This is a genomic window from Pedobacter sp. AC163, from assembly GCF_979258665.1.
The window spans coordinates 2,946,984-2,966,783 of the sequence record NZ_OZ409872.1; the positions used below are offsets into that span (position 1 = coordinate 2,946,984).

The window sequence follows — 19,800 nt, forward strand, 5'->3', positions numbered from 1 at the left end:
TGCTAACGATTTTATTCCTTAGCTATTGGAATTTCTACACCAATTGGTCCACTTGGCTCGCTCTCGTTTTTCAATCGATCAAGTGCCGTAACCAAATAACTATACCTTTTACCAGCTTCGGCCGAAGTATCAATAAATGTAAGATAATCTTCAAAGCTAACTTTGAGAATATTTTTTGGGTCGAGCACTCCTATTTTCTCTCCCTCAGCGAAGCGATAAATCACAAATCCAGAGGCCGTTTCCCCATCCTTTGCCTTTAATGGGTTTTGCCATTTTAAATGTACGCCATCCTTCATGGCATCGGCCGTTAATGATTGTGGCTCATTTGGTGGGGTTTCATCTAACCAAGGCATTTGCGGCGGCAAGGCCGGATACTTATAAAAATCATTTTTTAAAGAATCACCTACCGATCGTGCCACTGTACTCAATGATTTTGAACTGAAAAACACGCTTCCCTGGATGCGGTTATGCTCCCTGATATATCGTATCTGCCGGGGTATTTCCGTTAAATTTTTCCACGCAGCTTCGGCTCTGGAATTTACCAAATACGCCCCCTGACCAATGTAAACATGCCTGCCATAACTATTATTGCTCCACCAATCGAGCAAGGTACCGAACGGAGCAACTCGCCTGGTAAAAGTAAAATAGATTTGAGGATTGATATAATCTACCCATCCTTCTTTAACCCATTTTCTACTATCAGCAAAAAGCTCTGCATAATTTGATAAACCACTGGTTGCCGAGCCTTCAGGATCTTCATATTTATTACGCCAAATACCGAAAGGACTGACGCCAAATTTTACCCACTTTTTGTAATGGTGAATGCTATCATCTAATTGTTTAATGAGTTGATCTACGTTATTTCTACGCCAATCTCTAACATCAGTAAAATTGTTTGGATACTTGCTAAAAGTTGCAGCGTCATTAATCGTTTGCCCCTCAATTTTGTAAGGATAGAAATAGTCATCAAAATGGATTCCATCAACATCGTATCCTTTCACAACATCTAATATTACCTGCACAATATATTCTCTAACCTCCGGAATGCCCGGGTCAAATTGTTTTTTGCCTCCATAGGTAAAAAACCAATCTGGATGTTTCCTAAATGCGTGATCTTCATGAAAAACCGTACTGCTGCTCATGCTTGCACGATAAGGATTAAACCACGCATGTAATTCCATACCCCGAAAATGCGCTTCTTTGATAGCGAAGGCCAACGGATCGTAACCAGGTGCAGGCGCTAAACCTTGCTTACCCATTAACCATTGGCTCCAAGGCTCACGAGATTTAGCATAAAATGCATCTCCAGCGGGCCTCACCTGCAAAATGATGGCATTCATGCCTTGAGTTTTATGTCTTTCCAGAATACCAATCAGCTCTTGCTTTTGCTGATCAATGGTTAATCCGGGACGGGAAGGCCAATCGATATTGGTTACAGTAGCTACCCAAACACCTCTAAACTCTCTTTTTGGTGCAATTTTTGTTAAAGGTTGAGCATTTAATATATAAGGTAATACGGTTAAAGATAAAAGTGCGTATAGAAAGTTTTTAAGCATTATTCTTGTCTTGTTTTTGATTCGGGATGCGTACTTGTGTTAATTTGAATACAAACGAACATTAGCAATTAAACGATTTTTTTTAAAATCTCTTATAATTTTTATTAAAAATTATAATTTGCGCCCTGCTAAAATTAATTGTGTACTCCATTTACCTATGGAACAACAAAAGTATATTAATTTAAGAAGATACAGCATTATTAAAAATGGAACCACAAAAGATTAATAAAGGCGATAGAAACAAAATTTACTTCCTCGTTATAGTTATAGCTGCACTTATTGGAACAAATGCTTACCTGTTTTTTAAAGATCGACAGCAGAGCGAACGATTTGTTACGGTGAGTACCGAGAAGGATAAATTGAGATTAGAAGTAGAAAAAATCGAGGTTGAGCTTGATAAGGTTGAGGCGCTAAATCTGGATTTAAATGAAAAACTGGTTGAAGAACAAAAGTTAGCTAGAGAAAAAATTGCAGAGCTAAAGGTGGCCTTAGAGAAAGGAGAAATTACTCAAGGCGAATTAGATAAAGCAAATAGCCAAATTAACGAGCTAAAAACTTTTGTAAAAAACTATAACGACCAGGTTATCCAGCTTCAAAAAGACAATATTTTTCTCAAAAACAGCCGTGATAGTTTAGAGAATACGCTCAAAAACATGAGCAACAAAGCTTCGGGTTTAGAAAGTGAAAATGCTAACCTAAATGCAAAAGTTAAAACCGCAGCGGCATTAAAACTCCAAAGTGCTGATATTGTAGCTTTCAGAACAAAATCAAGCGGCAAAAAAGTTGAGGTTACCAAATCATCAACTGCCGAAAAACTAAGCGTTCGCTTTAATATTATTGCCAACGAATTGGCAGAAAAAGGTCACCATAATATCTATTTAAGGGTTTTCGACCCAGCAGGAAATTTACTTGCCGACGAAGGCAATAGGTTTGAAGCCGATGGACAAGAAATGCAGTTCAGCCACTCTATCTACATCAATTATAATAATGATGATAGCACGTATGTGATAGATTGGGCAAATCCAAAACCTTTTATCAAAGGAATTTACACCGTTATTTTATATGCTGATGGCAATACGATGGGTAAAGCTCAGGTAGATCTTCGTTAATAACCCTACAGTTCTAAGCTAGAGGAAACGCTAAATAAAATGTGGTTCCTACATTAATCACAGAGGTAAAACTAATGGTTCCACCTGCGTTTTCTACCGCTTGCTTTACAAACGCCAAACCCAAGCCGGTTCCAGAGGTTTTGGTAGTAAAGTTAGGGACAAAGATCTTGTCATGTAACACCGCCGGAATTCCTTTTCCGTTATCCTTAATTTCAATATAGGCGTATTCATCATCATGGTAAAGCACAGCAGTAATGCAACAGTGAGATTCATCATCAATAGCCTCAATTGCATTTTTGAAAAGATTATTAAACGTTCTTAATAATTGATCATGATCTGCAAGAATCCGGATACTATTTTCCGATTTGTTAAGTACGTTTATCTCTACGTTATCGCTGTTTTTATACACCTGACGAGCCTGCTCTATTACCGGCATCACATCCAATTTCTCTAAATTGGTATCGGGCATTTTTGCAAAATTCGAAAACTCTGATGCAATTTTAGATAGGCTATCTATTTGCTCAATGAAAGATTTGCTGAATTTATTAAACTTATGCTCAAAATTCGGATCATTCTCCTTCCATGATTTTTCGAGCAATTGAACTCCCAGTTTTAAAGGCGTAAGTGGGTTTTTAATTTCATGGGCTACCTGTTTGGCCATTTCCCGCCAGGCACTTTCCCGTTCCGATCGGGCCAGTTTTGCTGCACTGGCCTCAAGTGCGGCAATCATTCCATTATATTCCTTAATTAGAGAGCCGATCTCATCGTGCCTACGCCAAACAATGGGTTCATTGCGCTGCCCAATCCGCGTTCGACTAATACTCTCTTGTATAAAAGTTAGCGGACTGGTAATCTGGTTAGCTAAAAACACTGCTAAAACTCCAACCGCCACAAAAACCAAAGCATAGATGTTGATCAGATTACTTACAAACAGCGCTATTTTGTCTGAGTACTCCTCTTCATTTGAATAATTTGGCAAACCGATGTAGGCAATTGTTTTGTTCTGTGCATTTCTAATCGGTGCGTAGGCTGCAGCATAAGTTAAATCGCCAATTTTTTCATCGGGATTAATATATTCAGATCGTTTTAATTTATCGAGGTAAGTGTAAGCTAAGGGACCCATTTTTCGGCCTATCACTTTCGAGTTATAAAGTTTAGGGTAGGTTGTCATCAGCAGGTTTCCTTGCGTACTATATAAATTAAGATCCACATTGTTCACATCAGCGAAATTTACAAAATCAGCAACTGCATCTTCATCTTCCACAATCCCTTTGCTAAAAACCTGTTTCTCATAATTCTGCTGTACCTTTCTAATTTTATCTTTTATTGAAATGGTTTGTTGCCCACGGTACTCATTATTCATGTAATAATAGGTTACCCAGCCCACAATTAATAGAGTAGCCACAACCGATAGCACAATAGAAACCTGAATGCGTGTTTTGTAAAGAATTTTATTGGCGTTAATCATCAACGATCTATTGATGCTGAACCAACCTACACGTTCATCATCCAGATTTTTAATTAACCAGATTAAGCCATATAACACCAACGAGAAAATGATAAACACCAAAAAGAAAAAGGATAACGCCGCTAATCGCTCTACATAGCCCACTTTTTGCTTACTTATTACCACCATTTTGCTGTCAGTGGGCTTATAAATTAAATGGCTGTAATTTAAATCATTATCATTGCTGGTGATAAAATCATCCTTTTTGCCACTGAAAATTTTGCCATCCAATGGGTAAGTATAATTTCCTGATTGATTTAATAACCGGTTATTACTGTACAACGCGATGGAATATCCTTTAAAATCTTCATCTCTGATCAGTTTTTGATCGCCGAGTAAATCGGGTAACCTATTGTTATAATTGTATGGTTTTGAGCGGAGTTCGATAACCAAAGTACCCAATAAACTCCCCTTGTTTACCACCGATATGATGCCGAAGTAATCTTGATAGCCGAAAGTGTTATTCACCTGATAGAAATAATTCGAACCATCAATTTTAACTGAGCCAGATTCTACCAGTCCTTTATACTTCCTAAAAGGCTGCCCATTCGGATTGCTGATATCTATTCCGCTTTTATCGTAAGGATAAATCTGATAATCGTAGCGGCTTAAATAACCATCCAGATAATTTTTTAGGTAGTTTTTCAATACAGCATAGTTAGACTTTCCGCTTTCAGCAAAATATCTAACCAAGAATTGATCATTTAATAATTGTCCTTCCAAACTGCCCAAAGCTACAATCGCATTTGGATCTTCTGATGATTGTACCTTCCGGGCAAGCGGCTCGCGAAGGCTGCGCTCCGTAATATCTTTGTACTTAATGTATTTAATAGAACTATTAAAGGCAAGGCAAAAAAATACTATGGCGAATAAGCCGATAGAAAACTTTGCCTTTTCGACATAAATACTTCTACAAACAATTAAAAGGATAAGTGCAAAAACAATAAAAAAAGCAGTAAAATCTGTAGATAATTTATAAATGAAAACAATTGCAAAACCTGTTAAAAAGATTATTAATCTTTCCTTATTACTCACGTTTAATTGCTTGCTAACGGTTGCAGAAATGGTGGTGATTAAGTAAATCTGAAACCAAACCAGGCAGAGAATTACAATACTTACCCAGCTAGAGCCACTCAGTTTTAGAATATTTATAATTTCAAAATTGATTTTTGAGTTGTAAATCAGCCCGAAAAAAACCTCATCGCTAAAATAAGCTATGGTGGCAATAAAAGCCAAAAACAGAATGTGAATAACAATGCCTAAAATTTTGCTTTTCCTGATCCATTCGGCAAATTTATATTGCTCTTTGTGGTTGTACATAAAGAGCAGTAACCAGGTAAGCGTAATTACGTTCAATAAAAAATCGCCCAATGATGGCATGAGGAAACTTTCGGAATAAATCCTTGGATCGAAGAGATCGAGTGGAAACCGATGGTTAAACCATCCATAATACAAATCCGAGAGCCTAAACGTTAAAAAGAATACCATCAGTAACAAGGTACCCCAAACAATATGGCCTCTTCTTGCAATTAATGAGCTTAATGAATTGAAAAACATACAAATGCTTATCAATCCTGCAACGAAAAGCCATAACTGAGTAACAGAATAATAATCTTCTATATAGCCTGGTTTTACTTTTAGGCCGAACAAAAACTTATTGTCGACACTTTTGATACTGTAAACTTCTTTATCAGTAAACGATGCTAGTGTAAGTAATTTCGAATTAGATAACAGCGGATCTAAATCATTTTTAAAATACTGCGTTTCTTTAAATGGATATTGAGATTGTATCGCAATGAGGAAAACCAAACTGAATTTGCCTTTGGTACTCTTAATTACCTCGTACCATCCATTGGAAAAAAAAAGCACCGAGCTTCCTTCTCTTATCGTCCGTGGATTGATATCGGTAACGCGGTAGGTACTCCAGAATTTTAATTGATTGTTTTGAAAAGTAAGGAGGTTAATCCCTTTTATCTTTCGATAAGTATTTAAAAAATCTATAGCATCATTTGGATTTACATGGAGCTGTTTAGCTTTTGCTACCTCTGCTTTATTGGCTAAAAATGCAGCAACTTCCCTTTCTTTTACCAATAAGTTCTGTTGAACCTCGTGAGCATCGCGTTCCAACAAATCACTTTTGGTAGTAAATCTGCTCAACGAAAGAGATGTTGCAATGAGGCAACAACCTAAAACCAGCAGTAGAAATCTAATTTTTACACCAAAGCTCAATTTCATCGATTTTGATAAAGATATTAAATATTGACAAAAAACAACGCCATAAACGGTTTGTTTATGGCGCTGAAAATAATTTATAGTATAAAGGTTTTAAGCAATAGCAGCACTACTGGTTTGTACCTCACGACTAACCTTTTTAACTAAACCTTGCAAAACATTACCTGGTCCAACTTCTACAAATTCAGTTGCACCATCGGCCAGCATATTCTCAACAGTTTGAGTCCAACGTACCGCACCCGTTAATTGTTTAATTAAATTTTCTTTTATTTGGGCTGGATCAGTATAAGGTTTGGCATCTACGTTTTGATAAACGGGACATATTGGCGCCGAGATAGCTGTAGCCTCAATTGCTGCCTGCAATTCAATTTTTGCTGGCTCCATTAAAGGAGAGTGAAACGCACCGCCTACATTTAACTTTAATGCTCTTTTTGCACCCGCTTCTGTTAATTTAGCACAAGCTAAATCAATTCCTTCAATGCTGCCAGAAATAACCAATTGTCCCGGGCAGTTATAATTTGCCGGAACCACTACTGCATCAACTTCAGCACAAATTCTTTCTACTACATCATCAGCTAGGCCTAAAATAGCCGCCATAGTAGAAGGTTGCGCCTCACAAGCTTTCTGCATCGCGTTTGCACGGGCAATAACCAATTTCAGGCCGTCTTCAAAGCTCAAAGCATTGGCAGCTACCAATGATGAAAATTCGCCTAAAGAGTGACCAGCAACCATATCAGGTTTGAAATCATGACCTAAAACCTTTGCCAGAATAACCGAGTGTAAGAAAATTGCTGGCTGAGTTACATTGGTTTGTTTCAATTCCTCATCTGTTCCACCGAACATGATATCGCTGATGCGGAAACCAATAATTTCGTTTGCTTTTTCAAATAATGCTGCAGCCTGTGGGTTTTCATAAAGATCTTTACCCATGCCTACAAATTGTGCTCCTTGTCCAGGAAAAATATATGCTTTCATAATAATTCATTTGGTATTAAGCGCCTGGCGATTAGCGCATTTATAGCCCGCTTATCTTGATACCAGGTACTTTCTACTTGATACTTTCTAATCTAAACTTGCCGTAATTAATCTTAAAAATTCAGCCCTGGTTTTATCATTGCTTAAAAAACTACCGGTAAAAGCTGATGTGGTGGTTACAGAATTTTGTTTCTGTACGCCACGCATGGCCATGCAAAGATGTTTACATTCAATTACAACAGCAACACCTTTCGGGTTTAAAGTATTTTGAATGCAATCTCTAATTTCGTTTGTTAAACGCTCCTGCACTTGTAAACGGCGGGCAAAAGCATCAACCACTCTCGGGATTTTGCTTAACCCAACAATATGCCCGTTTGGAATGTAAGCAATGTGAGCTTTTCCAAAGAAAGGCAACATGTGGTGTTCGCACATTGAATATACTTCAATGTCTTTAACCACTACCATTTGGCTATAATCTTCTTCAAACATTGCCGATTTCAGAATTTCGTCGGGCTTTAAATCATAACCATGAGTTAAATACTGAAGTGCTTTAGCCACTCGCTCAGGCGTTTTTATCAAACCTTCACGCTCCGGGTTTTCACCTAGTTGACCAAGAATATCTTTGTAATGTGTAGCGACAGCTTCGATTTTCTCGTCGTTATAACGGTCTATTTTTACATAGCCATCAATCGATTCGTCTTTTAATACGTTTTTAGTGCTCATTAATTTAGGTGGTTTTAACCAAAGTATTCAACAAAATTATTTTCGGTTTCGTAAATTTTTACACAATGTAAAATGGCTCCGCTTTCTGCAATAGGCGCTTCCAATTGCTTCCAAATTTCGATAGCTAAATTTTCTGTAGAAGCTAGTTTTCCTTTCATAAAATCTACATCAAGATTTAAGTTTTTATGGTCAACTTTATCTACTACGTAAATATTCATTACATCCTTAAGCCACTTCAAATCAACAAGAAAACCCGTTTCTGGATTTACTTCGCCCTTAACCGTTACATATAACCAATAGTTATGACCATGCCAATTTGGGTTGGCACATTTGCCATAAACTTCGGCATTTTTATCATCATCCCAATCAGGTCTGGCAAGTTTGTGTGCCGCATTAAATGATGCTTTTCTCGTTATATAAATCATTACAATAAAATAAAAGGTCAAATATACTGATAAAGCTTTAAGCCAAAGGGCCAAAGCTTAAAGAAAGACATTTTAATGAAAAGAATGCCTTAAATTTACCTCATGAAAACTCTTGTAGTGGCCGCTACCAAAGCCGAGGTTACATTTTTTTATCAGCATTTCAATTTGCCCGAAGGGGATTTTATCGAAAGTAAAAACTTCGATTTATTGATAACGGGAGTTGGAATGGTTGCTACCGCTTTTTCTTTAGGACAGTTTCTAAATGCCAACAAATACCGTTTAGTTTTAAATGTGGGCATTGCTGGCTGTTTTGATCGGAGTGTGGAGCTGGGGAGTATTTTAAATGTAACCGAAGACATTTTCGCTGAACTTGGAGCTGAAAACGGTGATGAATTTTTAACGATTACTGATCTCGGTTTCGGCGAAAATCATTTTAAATCGAGGTATAAAAAAAATATTGACTTACCACCCGTAACCGGAATTACTGTAAACTGTGTTACTGGAAATGAAAAAAGCATTAAAAACCTTAAAAAGAGGCTTAATCCAACCACCGAAAGCATGGAGGGTGCAGCAGTTTTCTATGCCTGTAAACAAGAAAGTATTGATTGTTTGCAAGTGAGAAGTGTATCAAATTATGTAGAGCCCCGAAACAAAGACAACTGGAAAATGGGTTTAGCCGTTAAAAACTTAAATGATTGGCTTATCTCTTTTATATCAGAAATGAACTGATTATGACGGATTAGTTTTTTGCAGTAGTTAATTTTGAAAACATGAAGCTTACACTTGGTTTTTCGCCCTGCCCGAACGATACATTTATTTTTGATGCGCTAATTCACCATAAAATTGATACCGAAGGTTTAGAATTTGAAGTGACCTATGATGATGTGGAAACGCTTAACCAGAAGGCGTTGAAAGGACAGCTCGACATCACTAAATTAAGTTTTCATGCTTTTGCTTATGTAGCTAACCAATATGCTTTATTGGATGCCGGAAGCGCTTTGGGCTTTGGTGTCGGACCGCTTTTAATTAGTAAAAATCCTTTCGATGAAAAAGATTCCCGTCTTCAAATTCCAAATTCGGAGTTAAGAATTGGCATTCCTGGAAAGTACACCACTGCGAACTTCCTGCTTGGAATTGCCTATCCGCAATTGCAAAATAAGCAGGAAATGGTATTCTCTGAAATTGAATCAGCTCTGCTGGAAGACCAAATAGATTTGGGTTTGATTATCCATGAAAACAGATTTACCTATCAAGATAAAGGCTTGAATAAAATTGTTGATTTGGGTGATTATTGGGAAAAACTGACAGGCTGCGCTATTCCTTTAGGCGGCATCGTAATCAACAGAAATCTGGATAGAGAGGTTCAGCTTAAGGTCAACCGCTTGATTCGTCAATCGGTAGAATTTGCATTTGCGCACCCTAAATCGGGTATCGATTTTATCCGAGAACATGCGCAAGCTATGGATGAAGCCGTGATGTACAAACACATTGAGCTTTACGTAAACAAATACAGCATAAATTTGGGTGAAGAAGGCAGAAAAGCGGTTGATACTTTGTTTAAGTTAGCGCAAGAAAGAAATATCATTCCGCCAATTCAAGAAAATTTGTATTTGTAAACTGATCAAAGCAATACTCCAATCACTTTTTATGCTAGTATTTGGTGTCCACACCGACCATTGAAAATTGGGCAATAAAACTAAATAATCTTCTACATAGATTTCGGTTGGTGAGACACCAACCGATAGGTCAAAGCTACTTCAGCAACAAACATTTATTCTAGTGGCTGGTGTCCACACCGATCACATAAGAATATTCCAACAATCCAGCGTTTGAACGCGCTACCTAGCTCACCAACAATTTATAGCCCTTGCCATGAACGTTAATAATTTCAACGCTCGAATCTCCCCGAAGGTATTTACGTAATTTGCTCAAAAATACATCCATACTTCTTCCATTGAAGTAGTTATCGTCGTGCCAAATGCTCAATAATGCCTCTTCTCTGGTTAAAACTGTATTTTTTTTCAAGCAAAGCAACCGGAGTAACTCTGCTTCTTTGGTAGAAAGTTTTTGCTGCTGATCGCCGTTTGTAATGATTTGAGTAGTATAATCGAAAATATAACTTCCAATATTAAACTGTGTTTCAGGTGCCTCTTCTGCCCCATCGCTCTTGCTCGATATGCGTTTAAACATCGCATTAATACGCAGTAATAGTTCTTCTATACGGAAAGGTTTGGTAATATAATCATCGCCGCCTAAATCGTAAGCGGCAGATTTATCTTCAAGCATTGTTTTTGCCGTTGCAAAAATGATAGGCACTTGTGCATTCACTTTGCGAATGTCTTTACCCAAAGTAAATCCATCTTTTTTAGGCATCATCACATCCAAAATACACAGGTCGAAGTTTTGTTTATTAAAAGCCCGCAAACCTTCTTCTCCGTCTGTACAAAGCACCACATCAAATTTGCCTTTTAGCTGCAAATAATCTTGTAGTAATAAACCTAAATTTGGATCGTCCTCTACCAGAAGTATTTTTTTCATTTTCGTTATTTTATTGACATAGGTAGCACACTACCGTAAATGTTTGATTCTGTACTTGGACAACGGTTTAATTGTTAAGTTATCCGCTATAATAACTCTAGTTTAACGCATTTATACAAAGTGTCGAGCCCTGATATTTTTCTGCCGATGTTTAGCTTTGATATAAAGGTAACGATATTTCAAACTTTGTTCCTTTATCTTTTTCGCTATTCACTTTGATGCTGCCATTCACCTGTTTTATAATATCCTGAACATAATTTAAACCAAGACCAAATCCCTTAACATCATGCAAGTTACCAGTTGGCACCCGGTAAAACTGATCAAAGATTCGTTTAGATTGTTCTTTGGTCATCCCGATGCCTCTATCAGCAATTTCTATGATCAATTTATTATTGGCATTTCTGGTTGTGATTGTAATTTCCGGTGTTTCGGAGCTATACTTATTGGCGTTATCGATTAGGTTATAAAGCACATTGGATAAATGCAGTTCATCGCCAAAAACGGTAGATTTTTCGGCATCCGTGTGGATATTCAAAATCGCATTTCTTTTTTGCAATTGAAGACTCATGCTGTCCAGAACAATTACAATCAAGTCGTTCATATCCACTTCGGTATTCTCCATTTTCAGCTCCCCTTTTTCTAACCGGGCGATACTCAAAACACGTTCAATATGGCTGCCCAAACGAACGTTTTCATCATAAATAATATTAGCCAGGCGTTTCAATCGGGTTTTATCTTCAGTAACCTCTGGATCTTTTAATGCCTCGCTTGCGATCATAATGGTTGCAACCGGAGTTTTAAATTCATGCGTCATGTTATTAATGAAGTCCGTTTTCATTTCAGAAATTTTCTTCTGCTTTAAAATGGCATAAAGCGTGTAAGAAAAAATAAAAACCAACACCAGTAACAAACCCACAGATGTAGCCAGGGTAAAACTCAAATTGGCTAAAATTGCCGAATTTTTATTGGGGAAAGTGACGATTAAAGTACCAGGATCGCGAAATAAATCGTTTCCAAAAAGGGGTGTTTTATAGGTGTTTTCGGGCAAGAACTCTCCTTTGGTATTCGAGGCTTCTATAAACAAAACCGAATCTTTTTTTGCCAGCGAAACTTTATAATAAGGTTTTTGAGTAATATTATGTGTTAACAATTCAGCTTTTAAAACATCGCCCAGCGCCTCGAAGTTTATCCGTTTATAAATCGGAATATTCGATTCTTCCAGCTCTTTGGAAACATCTTCTACCAAACTCATTCTAGAATAAGGCAAAGTATCTTTGCCCAAAGCAGCAATTTTTACTTCCAGTTTTTTCCTGGCAATTTCATCCTCACGTTTAAATTTTTTCTCCAGTTCATCAGAAACCTTTGGTACACTTACGGTAAGTGGCTTGGCATTTATAGGATCATAAACCAAATAACGTAAAGTATCTGGCAAACTTTGCAAACTTTTAAATTCGAAGGTCTTGGGTGCTGGAGCATAGGGCTTAGTTCGCATGCTATAGCCCTTTAAAATTAAGCTTCGCATATCCACAAAAGCGTCCATCTGTAAATCAAGGCTCTTTCCATTCAGAGATGATAAGGAAACGAAGTCGCGTTCAGATATTACATTTGGCGCCCGAAAAGATGCCCTAATAATGCTATCCTGTTGATTTAGATAATTTTCGATTAAATTTTCACGTTCGGCAAATCTTAATTCCGATTCCTGAACATATTGCTGTCTTAAATCTTTAATATCCAGCGCTCTTTGGCGAGCGTCCTGAATACGCTTTAATTTGTTTTCAGCATCTTTCCGAGTAATGTGGTTGGCAACATTTAGTCGTTCTACCTTTTTAACTACAGTAGCTAAAGTTTGGTTAACCTGTTCGTCAAACAGTTGAGATTTTAAGTTATAGGCTTCTTTGATGTAATACAACTGCATCACAAAAACGCCGAGCAAAGCCAACGTCATCAGCACCGTAATAAACCAAAAACTCCTTTTTTTCATTGATGTGATTTTGTGCCGAGTTATTTTCAGGCACCCCAATATAACCTAAACCAGAAGCAAAAATACTGAATAGCTAAGTTAACAGCATGTTTTTAACATAATTTAACATGGCTTATCTGATTGTAAATGAAGATTTAAGCAGAGGTGGGGACAAAAAAAATGCCGAGACAAAAGCCTCGGCATGGTTCAAAATTGTTTGCTTAAAAAGATTCTTTATTTAGAAAGGCAAATCATCATCTTCACCTGGTGTATTGCTCACATCAACCGGAGCTGCATAAGCTGGAGTAGCTGCTGCCGGAGCGCCTGCTGCAATCGCATTGATTCTCCAAATCACCAAACTATTAAAATATGATGTTTTTCCTGTTTTATCTGTCCAAGGGCGGCCACGTAAATTAAAGAAAACCTCAACCTCATCACCCGCTTTAAATGTATCTAATAATGCAGTTTTATCTTGTAAAGCCTCAAAACGGATATATTCTGGGTATGTTGGATTTTCTGCGTATTCTACTATTAAATCACGTTTTTTAAACGTTTCACTTACCTGCTGCGTTGCACCTACTTCGTGTACTTTTCCTTTAATTTCCATAACTAATACTAATATTGTACCTTAAAGAATCAAATCTCTATAATTTTATTGATAACTTCGCATATATTATGATGCAAGTTTTCCACAATAAAAGCAAGGTAATTATTACCTGCAATAAGCGCCTTTCTCCGTATTTACAAGATGAAGTTACGGCGCTTGGTTATAAAATAGAAAGAGCCTTTCCAACTGGTGTTGAGCTAAATATCACCCTTACAGAGTGTATCAAGCTAAATTTAAACTTGCGTTGCGCCAGTCAGATTTTATATGCAATTAAAAGTTTTAAGGCCATTACTCCTGATGACCTTTACAACGAAATTAAGAATATTGAATGGGAAGAATTAATCGATTTTGCAGGATATTTTTCCGTAACCTCCAATGTAGATAATCCAAATATCACTACACCATTATTTGCGAATTTAAAAGTTAAAGATGCGATTGTCGATCGCATGAAAGAGAAAAAAGGCATCCGTCCTAACTCTGGCTCTGATGCCAATAAAGCAGTTGTGCATTTGTACTGGAAAGATGCTGATGCCGACGTTTTTATGGATACCTCCGGAGAAACTTTAGCCAAACATGGTTACCGTAAAATTCCGGGGAAAGCGCCAATGCTTGAAGCCCTGGCTGCTGGAGCAATTTACGCCACTAAATGGGATCGAAAATCACCTTTCATTAACCCGATGTGTGGTTCAGGAACACTGGCTATCGAAGCTGCATTAATTGCAACAAACCGTGCTCCCGGCTTATACCGGATGAATTATGGCTTTATGCACATTTTAGGCTATGATGAACAGGAATTTTTCGCCGAAAGAAGAATTTTGAAAGATCAGGTCATTAAAAATATAGATTTAAAAATTGTTGCTTCTGATATTTCGGAAGATGCCGTTGAGGTTACCCGTAGAAACGCCCAGACAGCCGGTGTTGATACTTTAATCGAATTTGAAGTTTGCGATTTCGAGCTTACTCCAGTGCCAGAAGGCGGACAAGGCGTGGTGGTTTTCAACCCTGAATATGGCGAACGTTTGGGCGTTCACAGCAAATTGGAATTAACCTATAAACGCATGGGCGATTTTATGAAAACCAAATGCAAAGGTTATTCAGGATATATTTTCACTGGAAATCCAGATTTAGCTAAAAAAATCGGATTAAAAGCTTCTCGGAAAATCGAATTCTATAATGGAAAATTAGACTGTAGAATGCTTGAATATGAGTTGTATGATGGATCTCGCAGAGCACCCTTAATTCAGACTGAAGAAGCAAATTAATTCAATATTTATTGGAGCCTGGTAAGCTGTTGGTTAATTGCCAGGTTCCTCTGCCATCCCTTCTATTTACATTAATAAACAAAAGATTTATCCCAAAGACTGGTGTAAATTCTGCAGCGTTTCATTAATCCTACATCTCCTCCCTTAAATTTAACGTTTGATTTTGCAATGGTATAATTCCCTCATGCCTTCCGTTACTTGAGATTTTCGCCGACGGTTTTATTAGCCTTGGGCGATATCAATAGACAATCACAGCCTAATAATAACATTCTTCCTCATCAAGCCAACCATCAACGGCAAACCGGAATTCCTTAAACTTTTAGGTTACTGGCTTGTTAGTACATAGTTATGTTTCTCGGTGCTTGCATGATTTGAAGAAGAATAATTCCTATAAAATCTAAGCCGTTCAGAATTTCGTAAATAATTCAAACATTAAAAAATTATCCCTTTTTTATGGAAGATGTATTAGCTTTAAAGACAAAGAATGTTGCCGGGAATATCAGAAAAATTAGAGAATACAGAGATTATACTCAGGATTATTTGGCAGCAAAATTAAAAATTTCTCAAAACGCCTACAGTAAAATTGAGTTAGGTTATAGTAAATTGACTGTTGATCGTTTATTTCAGATCTCTACAATTCTAGAAGTTGAGGTAACTCACTTACTTACTTTAAATCACAATGATTTAATAAAAATTATTGCTGAAGATGAAAGCAGAACAGCAGCGGTAAGTTAAAAACTTCCGCTGTTGAAATCATTTCTGCCCGCCTGCATAAATTTCCAATATCTTTGAGAAAAATTCTTTTTATGCATTCATCCATTCAAAAAACAATCGATTTTGTAAAGAAAACATTAGCTAATGCCGAAGCTGGGCACGATTGGTTTCATATAGAGCGGGTTTATAAAACTGCTCAAAACATCAACAAAAAAGAAAATGGCGATGAGTTAGTTGTAGCTTTTGCAGCACTCCTTCACGATATTGCAGATCCAAAATTTAACAATGGTGATGAAACGCTGGGACCAAAAATGGCTGCAGCATTTCTGCAATCCATTCATGTCGAACAGGCTATTATTGATCATGTAAAATTGATTATTGAAAATATGTCTTTCAAAAATAGCTTTGACCAAAATGCATTTACATCTAAAGAAATGCAAATAGTTCAAGATGCTGATAGATTAGATGCAATTGGAGCCATTGGAATTGCAAGAGCATTTACTTATGGAGGTTTTAAAAATCGCGTGCTTTATGATCCTTCTATCAAACCTGAACAACATTTATCAAAAGAAACCTATAAAAATACAACTGCTCCTACCATTAATCATTTTTACGAGAAACTACTGATGTTAAAAGATTTGATGAATACCGCAGCAGGAAAAACTATTGCAGAGGAACGCCACCAGTTTATGCTACTTTACTTAAAGCATTTTTACAGCGAGTGGGAAGGCAACTAGCCTTTTGATTTAAATACCGTCAAATTACTCATATTTCGGTATTGGATAGAAAGACATTCTGCGATAACTTAGTAAAAGTATATGTAATGAATGTCTTTCAGCTTCAATATCATAAGAGCAGCGTGCTCGTCACTACACTTGCTGGCGTACCCACAATCGGTGCCCTATTAATGTTTATCATGCTCTACCATTTGCCAATTAACACCTCTTTTTGGCTTATTTCTATGCTGATCACCACTTTCTTATTAATCATGATTTTTGTTCTACGATGGGTAATAAAAACACAGATTTTTGTTCCATGTACCGTAAGTATAGAGCAAGAGCAGATGAAGCTGGAGATTACTGAAAACAACTTATTCTATAACAAAAGAAATTTTTCAGCGCCATGGGAAAACATTTTATCCATCGAAGAAAAGTTTAGTATTCAGCATGGAAATTACTCTTATACTGTAATTTTTACTGCCCCCTACTTTAAAGCAAATTTTAGTATGAAAGAGAATTATGAAGATGAGGCGGAGAACTTTTTCAGCCTATTGCGTTCTTATCAGGAGAATAAAAAAATCTCCAACATTCATCAGCAAAAGCAAATTACCAAAAATTTTCACGATCGCTTGGCTAGCAATTAATATTCTCTAGAAGAGTAAGTTTTTACTAATATTTTTAGTTTTTAAAGCTATATTTGTTAGTAAAACATTTCCTATGTCATTCGATCGTATTCGTGAAAAATTAAATATTCTTGCTGATGCTGCTAAATATGATGTGTCTTGTTCATCTAGTGGTGGCACCAGAAAAAACAATAATAAAGGACTAGGTGATAGTCATTCGTCAGGCATATGCCATACCTATACGGAAGACGGCCGGTGCGTTTCGTTACTTAAAATTTTGTTAACCAATCATTGCATTTACGATTGTCTTTTTTGTGTATCGCGGAAAAGTAACGATGTAAAACGTGCTGCATTTACTGTAGATGAAGTAGTCGAACTAACCATGAATTTTTACCGCCGCAATTATATAGAAGGCCTGTTTTTAAGTTCAGGGATTTTCAAAAATGCAGATTTTACCATGGAACGATTGCTTTTGGTTTGCAAGAAACTCCGGCTAGAACAAAATTACAATGGTTATATTCATTTGAAAACTATTCCCGGTGCGAGCGATGAACTCATTAAAGAAGCAGGTTTATATGCAGATCGGATGAGTATAAACCTTGAAATGCCGACTGAAGCAGGTTTAAAACTTTTAGCGCCAGAGAAAAGCCATGCCGATGTGATTAAGCCTTTGGATTTTGTACAGAAAAACATTGCTCAATTTTCCGCCGATAAAAAGTTAATCAAGCATGTTCCAAAATTTGTTCCGGCAGGACAAAGTACTCAAATGGTAATTGGAGCAACGCCAGAAAGCGACAAAGATATTATGTATACTGCCAATACATTTTATAAAAATTTTTCGCTAAAAAGGGTTTATTATTCTGGCTATGTACCCATTAGTGATGATACCCGAATGCCTGTACTTGGCACTCAACCTCCACTTTTAAGAGAAAACAGGTTGTATCAGACTGATTGGCTGATGCGATTTTATGGTTTCAAAGTACAGGAAATTTTAAATGATGCCAATCCAAATCTGGATATTGATATTGACCCTAAACTCAGCTGGGCGATCAGAAATATGCAGCATTTTCCCGTTGATATCAACAAGGCTGACTATAAAATGATTTTGCGCATTCCAGGCATCGGTGTTATGTCGGCTCAGAAAATAGTACAAGCAAGGAAGTTTGGAAAATTGAGGATTGACCAGCTTAAAAAGATGGGCGTTGCCTATAACCGAGCGAAGCATTTTATCACCTGTGTGGATACGCCTTATCAGATAAAAGATTATCAGGGTACTCAAATTAAAGCCTTTATCTTAGCCGAAAGTCAGAGCAAATATTTAAAAACCGATAGCAATCAATTGATTTTATTTTAATGATTTACGTTTTCGATGGATCCTTGCCCGGACTTTTAACTGCTGTTTTTGAATGGTTTGAACGAAAACCAGGCTTCGTTTCGTTAAAATCTATGGAAATTTTCCAGCCGGAGGCGTTTACAGAAGTAATGGTTATAGATACCAATGCCGAGAAAGCAGATCGCGTTTGGGCTGGACTTCAGAAAAAAATTAAAAAAACCTGGTTGCGTAATTTCTATTGCAGCTATTTATCAGAAATTCCTGAGGCCTTTCAACACCTGTTCCAATTCACTATTTATATATTTCAAAATCCGGCTGGCGCCGAAACGAACTATGGTAACGAGCATGTAATCGCACTCTCTAAATATGCCAAAAGTGTAGAACGGGAGAAGCACAGAATGGAAGCTTTTATTCGCTTTCAAAAAACTGGCGATGGCATGTTTTATGCCTCCATTGATCCAGACTTTAATGTGCTTCCACTAATTAATAATCATTTTAAAAATAGATATGCCAATCAGCAATGGATTATTTACGATTTAAAAAGAAAATATGGCCTTCATTATGATCTAAACACTGTTGAAGAAATTACCATCGATTTTACAACAGAAGCAAATAAGAAAAACCCACCGGCCATATTGATGGATGAAAAGGAGGAGCTTTACTCCCTTCTTTGGAAAGATTACTTTAAAAGCGCCAATATTGTAGCCCGCAAAAACACAAAACTTCATGTTAAACATGTACCGAAAAGATATTGGAAATATTTAACTGAAAAGCAATTGGGTTAAAAATATTTCATTAATTTGGTAAGAAAAGCTGAAATGTCTTTAAGGTACGTCCTAATTCTTTTACTCTCACTTCCCGTAAGTAGTTCTATTGCTCAAATCACAGGCAAATATCTTTATTCGGCTGGAGTAGATGCCGGAAGCAGAACACTTACATTCAAGGGTTCAAATTTTTCCGACCAATCTACAGGGCATGTGAGCGACAAATATGGTCAAGGAAGCTTCTCGTTAAAAAACAACGAATTATACCTAAATTATCATGCCTTGAATGATAAGGATTCATCAGCTTATAAAATTTCTGCCCAAAATGACCCCTCTAATTTAACACGGCTCTACGTTCAAATGTTTGATAACAAAACACCTGTTAATGGTGCTTTGATGGCCATGAGAGATGAAAACTTCGAAATATTATTTTCTGTTACGACATTAGTAAATGGAACTGCATCGCTAACGATCCGAAAACTGTTAGACATACACTACATTACGTTTGATTTCATTGGATTTAATTCCGTTACCATTCCATTTGATCGGCTTAAAAATAAAGCGAACGAAATATTTGTTGATTTCAAGCCGCAAAAAACACTGATAACGCCGAAAAAAACAGATGTATACAAGGTTTTAAAGTTAGACTCAAACACACTAGTCCTATCCGACTCAAACGGAACCACACTATTATTTGAAAGCACAAAATAGATGGTTCAAAAATGGCTTGTTAACATTCCTTTAACATAAAAA

The 19,800-nt window shown here is 36.9% G+C and carries 18 protein-coding genes; 10 read left to right on the forward strand and 8 right to left on the reverse strand.

Going from position 1 to position 19,800, the window contains the following annotated elements; all coding sequences use genetic code 11:
- Window positions 1–11: 11 nt before the first annotated feature.
- Window positions 12–1,556, reverse strand: a complete 1,545-nt coding sequence (locus tag ACZZZK_RS12665) for a glycoside hydrolase family 10 protein (RefSeq protein ID WP_463484453.1) — start codon at window positions 1,554–1,556, stop codon at window positions 12–14.
- A 206-nt stretch (window positions 1,557–1,762) separates the two neighbouring features.
- Here ACZZZK_RS12665 and ACZZZK_RS12670 point away from each other — a divergent pair, with 206 nt between their 5' ends.
- A complete protein-coding gene (locus ACZZZK_RS12670) occupies window positions 1,763–2,665 on the forward strand; it encodes a hypothetical protein (RefSeq protein WP_463484454.1) in 903 nt (300 codons plus the stop codon).
- A 13-nt stretch (window positions 2,666–2,678) separates the two neighbouring features.
- Here ACZZZK_RS12670 and ACZZZK_RS12675 read toward each other — a convergent pair whose 3' ends face one another.
- From ACZZZK_RS12675 to ACZZZK_RS12690, 4 genes are all read right to left on the reverse strand, one after another.
- Window positions 2,679–6,407, reverse strand: coding sequence for a sensor histidine kinase (locus ACZZZK_RS12675; protein ID WP_463484455.1), 3,729 nt, complete (start codon window positions 6,405–6,407; stop codon window positions 2,679–2,681).
- Window positions 6,408–6,497: 90 nt separating this feature from the next.
- Window positions 6,498–7,379 carry an ACP S-malonyltransferase gene (gene fabD, locus ACZZZK_RS12680; RefSeq protein WP_463484456.1) on the reverse strand — a complete coding sequence of 294 codons (882 nt, stop codon included), beginning with the start codon at window positions 7,377–7,379 and terminating at the stop codon, window positions 6,498–6,500.
- A gap of 87 nt (window positions 7,380–7,466) precedes the next feature.
- Complete coding sequence (gene folE / locus ACZZZK_RS12685; protein ID WP_463484457.1) at window positions 7,467–8,102, reverse strand: GTP cyclohydrolase I FolE; 636 nt, start codon at window positions 8,100–8,102, stop codon at window positions 7,467–7,469.
- A gap of 14 nt (window positions 8,103–8,116) precedes the next feature.
- Window positions 8,117–8,527 (reverse strand): 6-pyruvoyl trahydropterin synthase family protein, encoded by a 411-nt coding sequence (locus ACZZZK_RS12690; protein WP_056850898.1) that lies wholly within the window; start codon window positions 8,525–8,527, stop codon window positions 8,117–8,119.
- A 102-nt stretch (window positions 8,528–8,629) separates the two neighbouring features.
- On the opposite strand from ACZZZK_RS12690, the gene mqnB reads away from it, so the two are divergent.
- Together mqnB and ACZZZK_RS12700 are read left to right on the forward strand one after the other, a co-directional pair.
- Complete coding sequence (mqnB, locus tag ACZZZK_RS12695) at window positions 8,630–9,256, forward strand: futalosine hydrolase (RefSeq protein WP_463484458.1); 627 nt, start codon at window positions 8,630–8,632, stop codon at window positions 9,254–9,256.
- Between the two features lie 41 nt (window positions 9,257–9,297).
- A complete protein-coding gene (locus ACZZZK_RS12700; RefSeq protein ID WP_463484459.1) occupies window positions 9,298–10,143 on the forward strand; it encodes a menaquinone biosynthesis family protein in 846 nt (281 codons plus the stop codon).
- A 226-nt stretch (window positions 10,144–10,369) separates the two neighbouring features.
- On the opposite strand, the gene ACZZZK_RS12705 is transcribed toward ACZZZK_RS12700, so the two are convergent.
- The 3 genes from ACZZZK_RS12705 to ACZZZK_RS12715 all read right to left on the reverse strand — a co-directional run bounded on the left by ACZZZK_RS12705 (window position 10,370) and on the right by ACZZZK_RS12715 (window position 13,632).
- A complete protein-coding gene (locus ACZZZK_RS12705) occupies window positions 10,370–11,065 on the reverse strand; it encodes a response regulator transcription factor (protein WP_056850719.1) in 696 nt (231 codons plus the stop codon).
- A 151-nt stretch (window positions 11,066–11,216) separates the two neighbouring features.
- A complete protein-coding gene (locus ACZZZK_RS12710) occupies window positions 11,217–13,046 on the reverse strand; it encodes a sensor histidine kinase (RefSeq protein ID WP_463484460.1) in 1,830 nt (609 codons plus the stop codon).
- Window positions 13,047–13,263: 217 nt separating this feature from the next.
- A complete protein-coding gene (locus ACZZZK_RS12715) occupies window positions 13,264–13,632 on the reverse strand; it encodes a DUF3127 domain-containing protein (RefSeq protein WP_116168680.1) in 369 nt (122 codons plus the stop codon).
- 71 nt (window positions 13,633–13,703) lie between these two features.
- On the opposite strand from ACZZZK_RS12715, the gene ACZZZK_RS12720 reads away from it, so the two are divergent.
- The 7 genes from ACZZZK_RS12720 (at window position 13,704) to ACZZZK_RS12750 (ending at window position 19,758) form a co-directional block, all read left to right on the forward strand.
- Window positions 13,704–14,894 carry a THUMP domain-containing class I SAM-dependent RNA methyltransferase gene (locus ACZZZK_RS12720; protein ID WP_463486289.1) on the forward strand — a complete coding sequence of 397 codons (1,191 nt, stop codon included), beginning with the start codon at window positions 13,704–13,706 and terminating at the stop codon, window positions 14,892–14,894.
- A gap of 453 nt (window positions 14,895–15,347) precedes the next feature.
- Window positions 15,348–15,629 (forward strand): helix-turn-helix domain-containing protein, encoded by a 282-nt coding sequence (locus ACZZZK_RS12725; RefSeq protein ID WP_056850714.1) that lies wholly within the window; start codon window positions 15,348–15,350, stop codon window positions 15,627–15,629.
- 71 nt (window positions 15,630–15,700) lie between these two features.
- Window positions 15,701–16,345, forward strand: a complete 645-nt coding sequence (locus ACZZZK_RS12730) for an HD domain-containing protein (protein WP_463484461.1) — start codon at window positions 15,701–15,703, stop codon at window positions 16,343–16,345.
- Window positions 16,346–16,431: 86 nt separating this feature from the next.
- Window positions 16,432–16,971 carry a hypothetical protein gene (locus tag ACZZZK_RS12735; RefSeq protein WP_463484462.1) on the forward strand — a complete coding sequence of 180 codons (540 nt, stop codon included), beginning with the start codon at window positions 16,432–16,434 and terminating at the stop codon, window positions 16,969–16,971.
- Between the two features lie 73 nt (window positions 16,972–17,044).
- On the forward strand, window positions 17,045–18,304 hold the full coding sequence (locus ACZZZK_RS12740; protein WP_056850711.1) for a putative DNA modification/repair radical SAM protein: 1,260 nt from the start codon (window positions 17,045–17,047) through the stop codon (window positions 18,302–18,304).
- The gene (locus ACZZZK_RS12745) at window positions 18,304–19,068 is read left to right on the forward strand and encodes a TIGR03915 family putative DNA repair protein (RefSeq protein ID WP_463484463.1); all 765 of its coding nucleotides are present in this window, start codon (window positions 18,304–18,306) and stop codon (window positions 19,066–19,068) included. Before ACZZZK_RS12740 ends, ACZZZK_RS12745 begins: the two co-directional genes overlap by 1 nt.
- 33 nt (window positions 19,069–19,101) lie before the next feature.
- Window positions 19,102–19,758: a hypothetical protein gene (locus ACZZZK_RS12750; RefSeq protein WP_463484464.1), complete on the forward strand. Its 657-nt coding sequence runs from the start codon at window positions 19,102–19,104 to the stop codon at window positions 19,756–19,758.
- The last annotated feature ends 42 nt before the right edge of the window (window positions 19,759–19,800 follow it).

What these genes read in the sequence shown, in the direction of transcription:
- ACZZZK_RS12665 (WP_463484453.1), bottom strand. Translation starts at nt 1,556, where the DNA reads ATGCTTAAAAACTTTCTATACGCACTTTTATCTTTAACCGTATTACCT.
- ACZZZK_RS12670 (WP_463484454.1), top strand. Translation starts at nt 1,763, where the DNA reads ATGGAACCACAAAAGATTAATAAAGGCGATAGAAACAAAATTTACTTC.
- ACZZZK_RS12675 (WP_463484455.1), bottom strand. Translation starts at nt 6,407, where the DNA reads ATGAAATTGAGCTTTGGTGTAAAAATTAGATTTCTACTGCTGGTTTTA.
- fabD (WP_463484456.1), bottom strand. Translation starts at nt 7,379, where the DNA reads ATGAAAGCATATATTTTTCCTGGACAAGGAGCACAATTTGTAGGCATG.
- folE (WP_463484457.1), bottom strand. Translation starts at nt 8,102, where the DNA reads ATGAGCACTAAAAACGTATTAAAAGACGAATCGATTGATGGCTATGTA.
- ACZZZK_RS12690 (WP_056850898.1), bottom strand. Translation starts at nt 8,527, where the DNA reads ATGATTTATATAACGAGAAAAGCATCATTTAATGCGGCACACAAACTT.
- mqnB (WP_463484458.1), top strand. Translation starts at nt 8,630, where the DNA reads ATGAAAACTCTTGTAGTGGCCGCTACCAAAGCCGAGGTTACATTTTTT.
- ACZZZK_RS12700 (WP_463484459.1), top strand. Translation starts at nt 9,298, where the DNA reads ATGAAGCTTACACTTGGTTTTTCGCCCTGCCCGAACGATACATTTATT.
- ACZZZK_RS12705 (WP_056850719.1), bottom strand. Translation starts at nt 11,065, where the DNA reads ATGAAAAAAATACTTCTGGTAGAGGACGATCCAAATTTAGGTTTATTA.
- ACZZZK_RS12710 (WP_463484460.1), bottom strand. Translation starts at nt 13,046, where the DNA reads ATGAAAAAAAGGAGTTTTTGGTTTATTACGGTGCTGATGACGTTGGCT.
- ACZZZK_RS12715 (WP_116168680.1), bottom strand. Translation starts at nt 13,632, where the DNA reads ATGGAAATTAAAGGAAAAGTACACGAAGTAGGTGCAACGCAGCAGGTA.
- ACZZZK_RS12720 (WP_463486289.1), top strand. Translation starts at nt 13,704, where the DNA reads ATGCAAGTTTTCCACAATAAAAGCAAGGTAATTATTACCTGCAATAAG.
- ACZZZK_RS12725 (WP_056850714.1), top strand. Translation starts at nt 15,348, where the DNA reads ATGGAAGATGTATTAGCTTTAAAGACAAAGAATGTTGCCGGGAATATC.
- ACZZZK_RS12730 (WP_463484461.1), top strand. Translation starts at nt 15,701, where the DNA reads ATGCATTCATCCATTCAAAAAACAATCGATTTTGTAAAGAAAACATTA.
- ACZZZK_RS12735 (WP_463484462.1), top strand. Translation starts at nt 16,432, where the DNA reads ATGAATGTCTTTCAGCTTCAATATCATAAGAGCAGCGTGCTCGTCACT.
- ACZZZK_RS12740 (WP_056850711.1), top strand. Translation starts at nt 17,045, where the DNA reads ATGTCATTCGATCGTATTCGTGAAAAATTAAATATTCTTGCTGATGCT.
- ACZZZK_RS12745 (WP_463484463.1), top strand. Translation starts at nt 18,304, where the DNA reads ATGATTTACGTTTTCGATGGATCCTTGCCCGGACTTTTAACTGCTGTT.
- ACZZZK_RS12750 (WP_463484464.1), top strand. Translation starts at nt 19,102, where the DNA reads ATGTCTTTAAGGTACGTCCTAATTCTTTTACTCTCACTTCCCGTAAGT.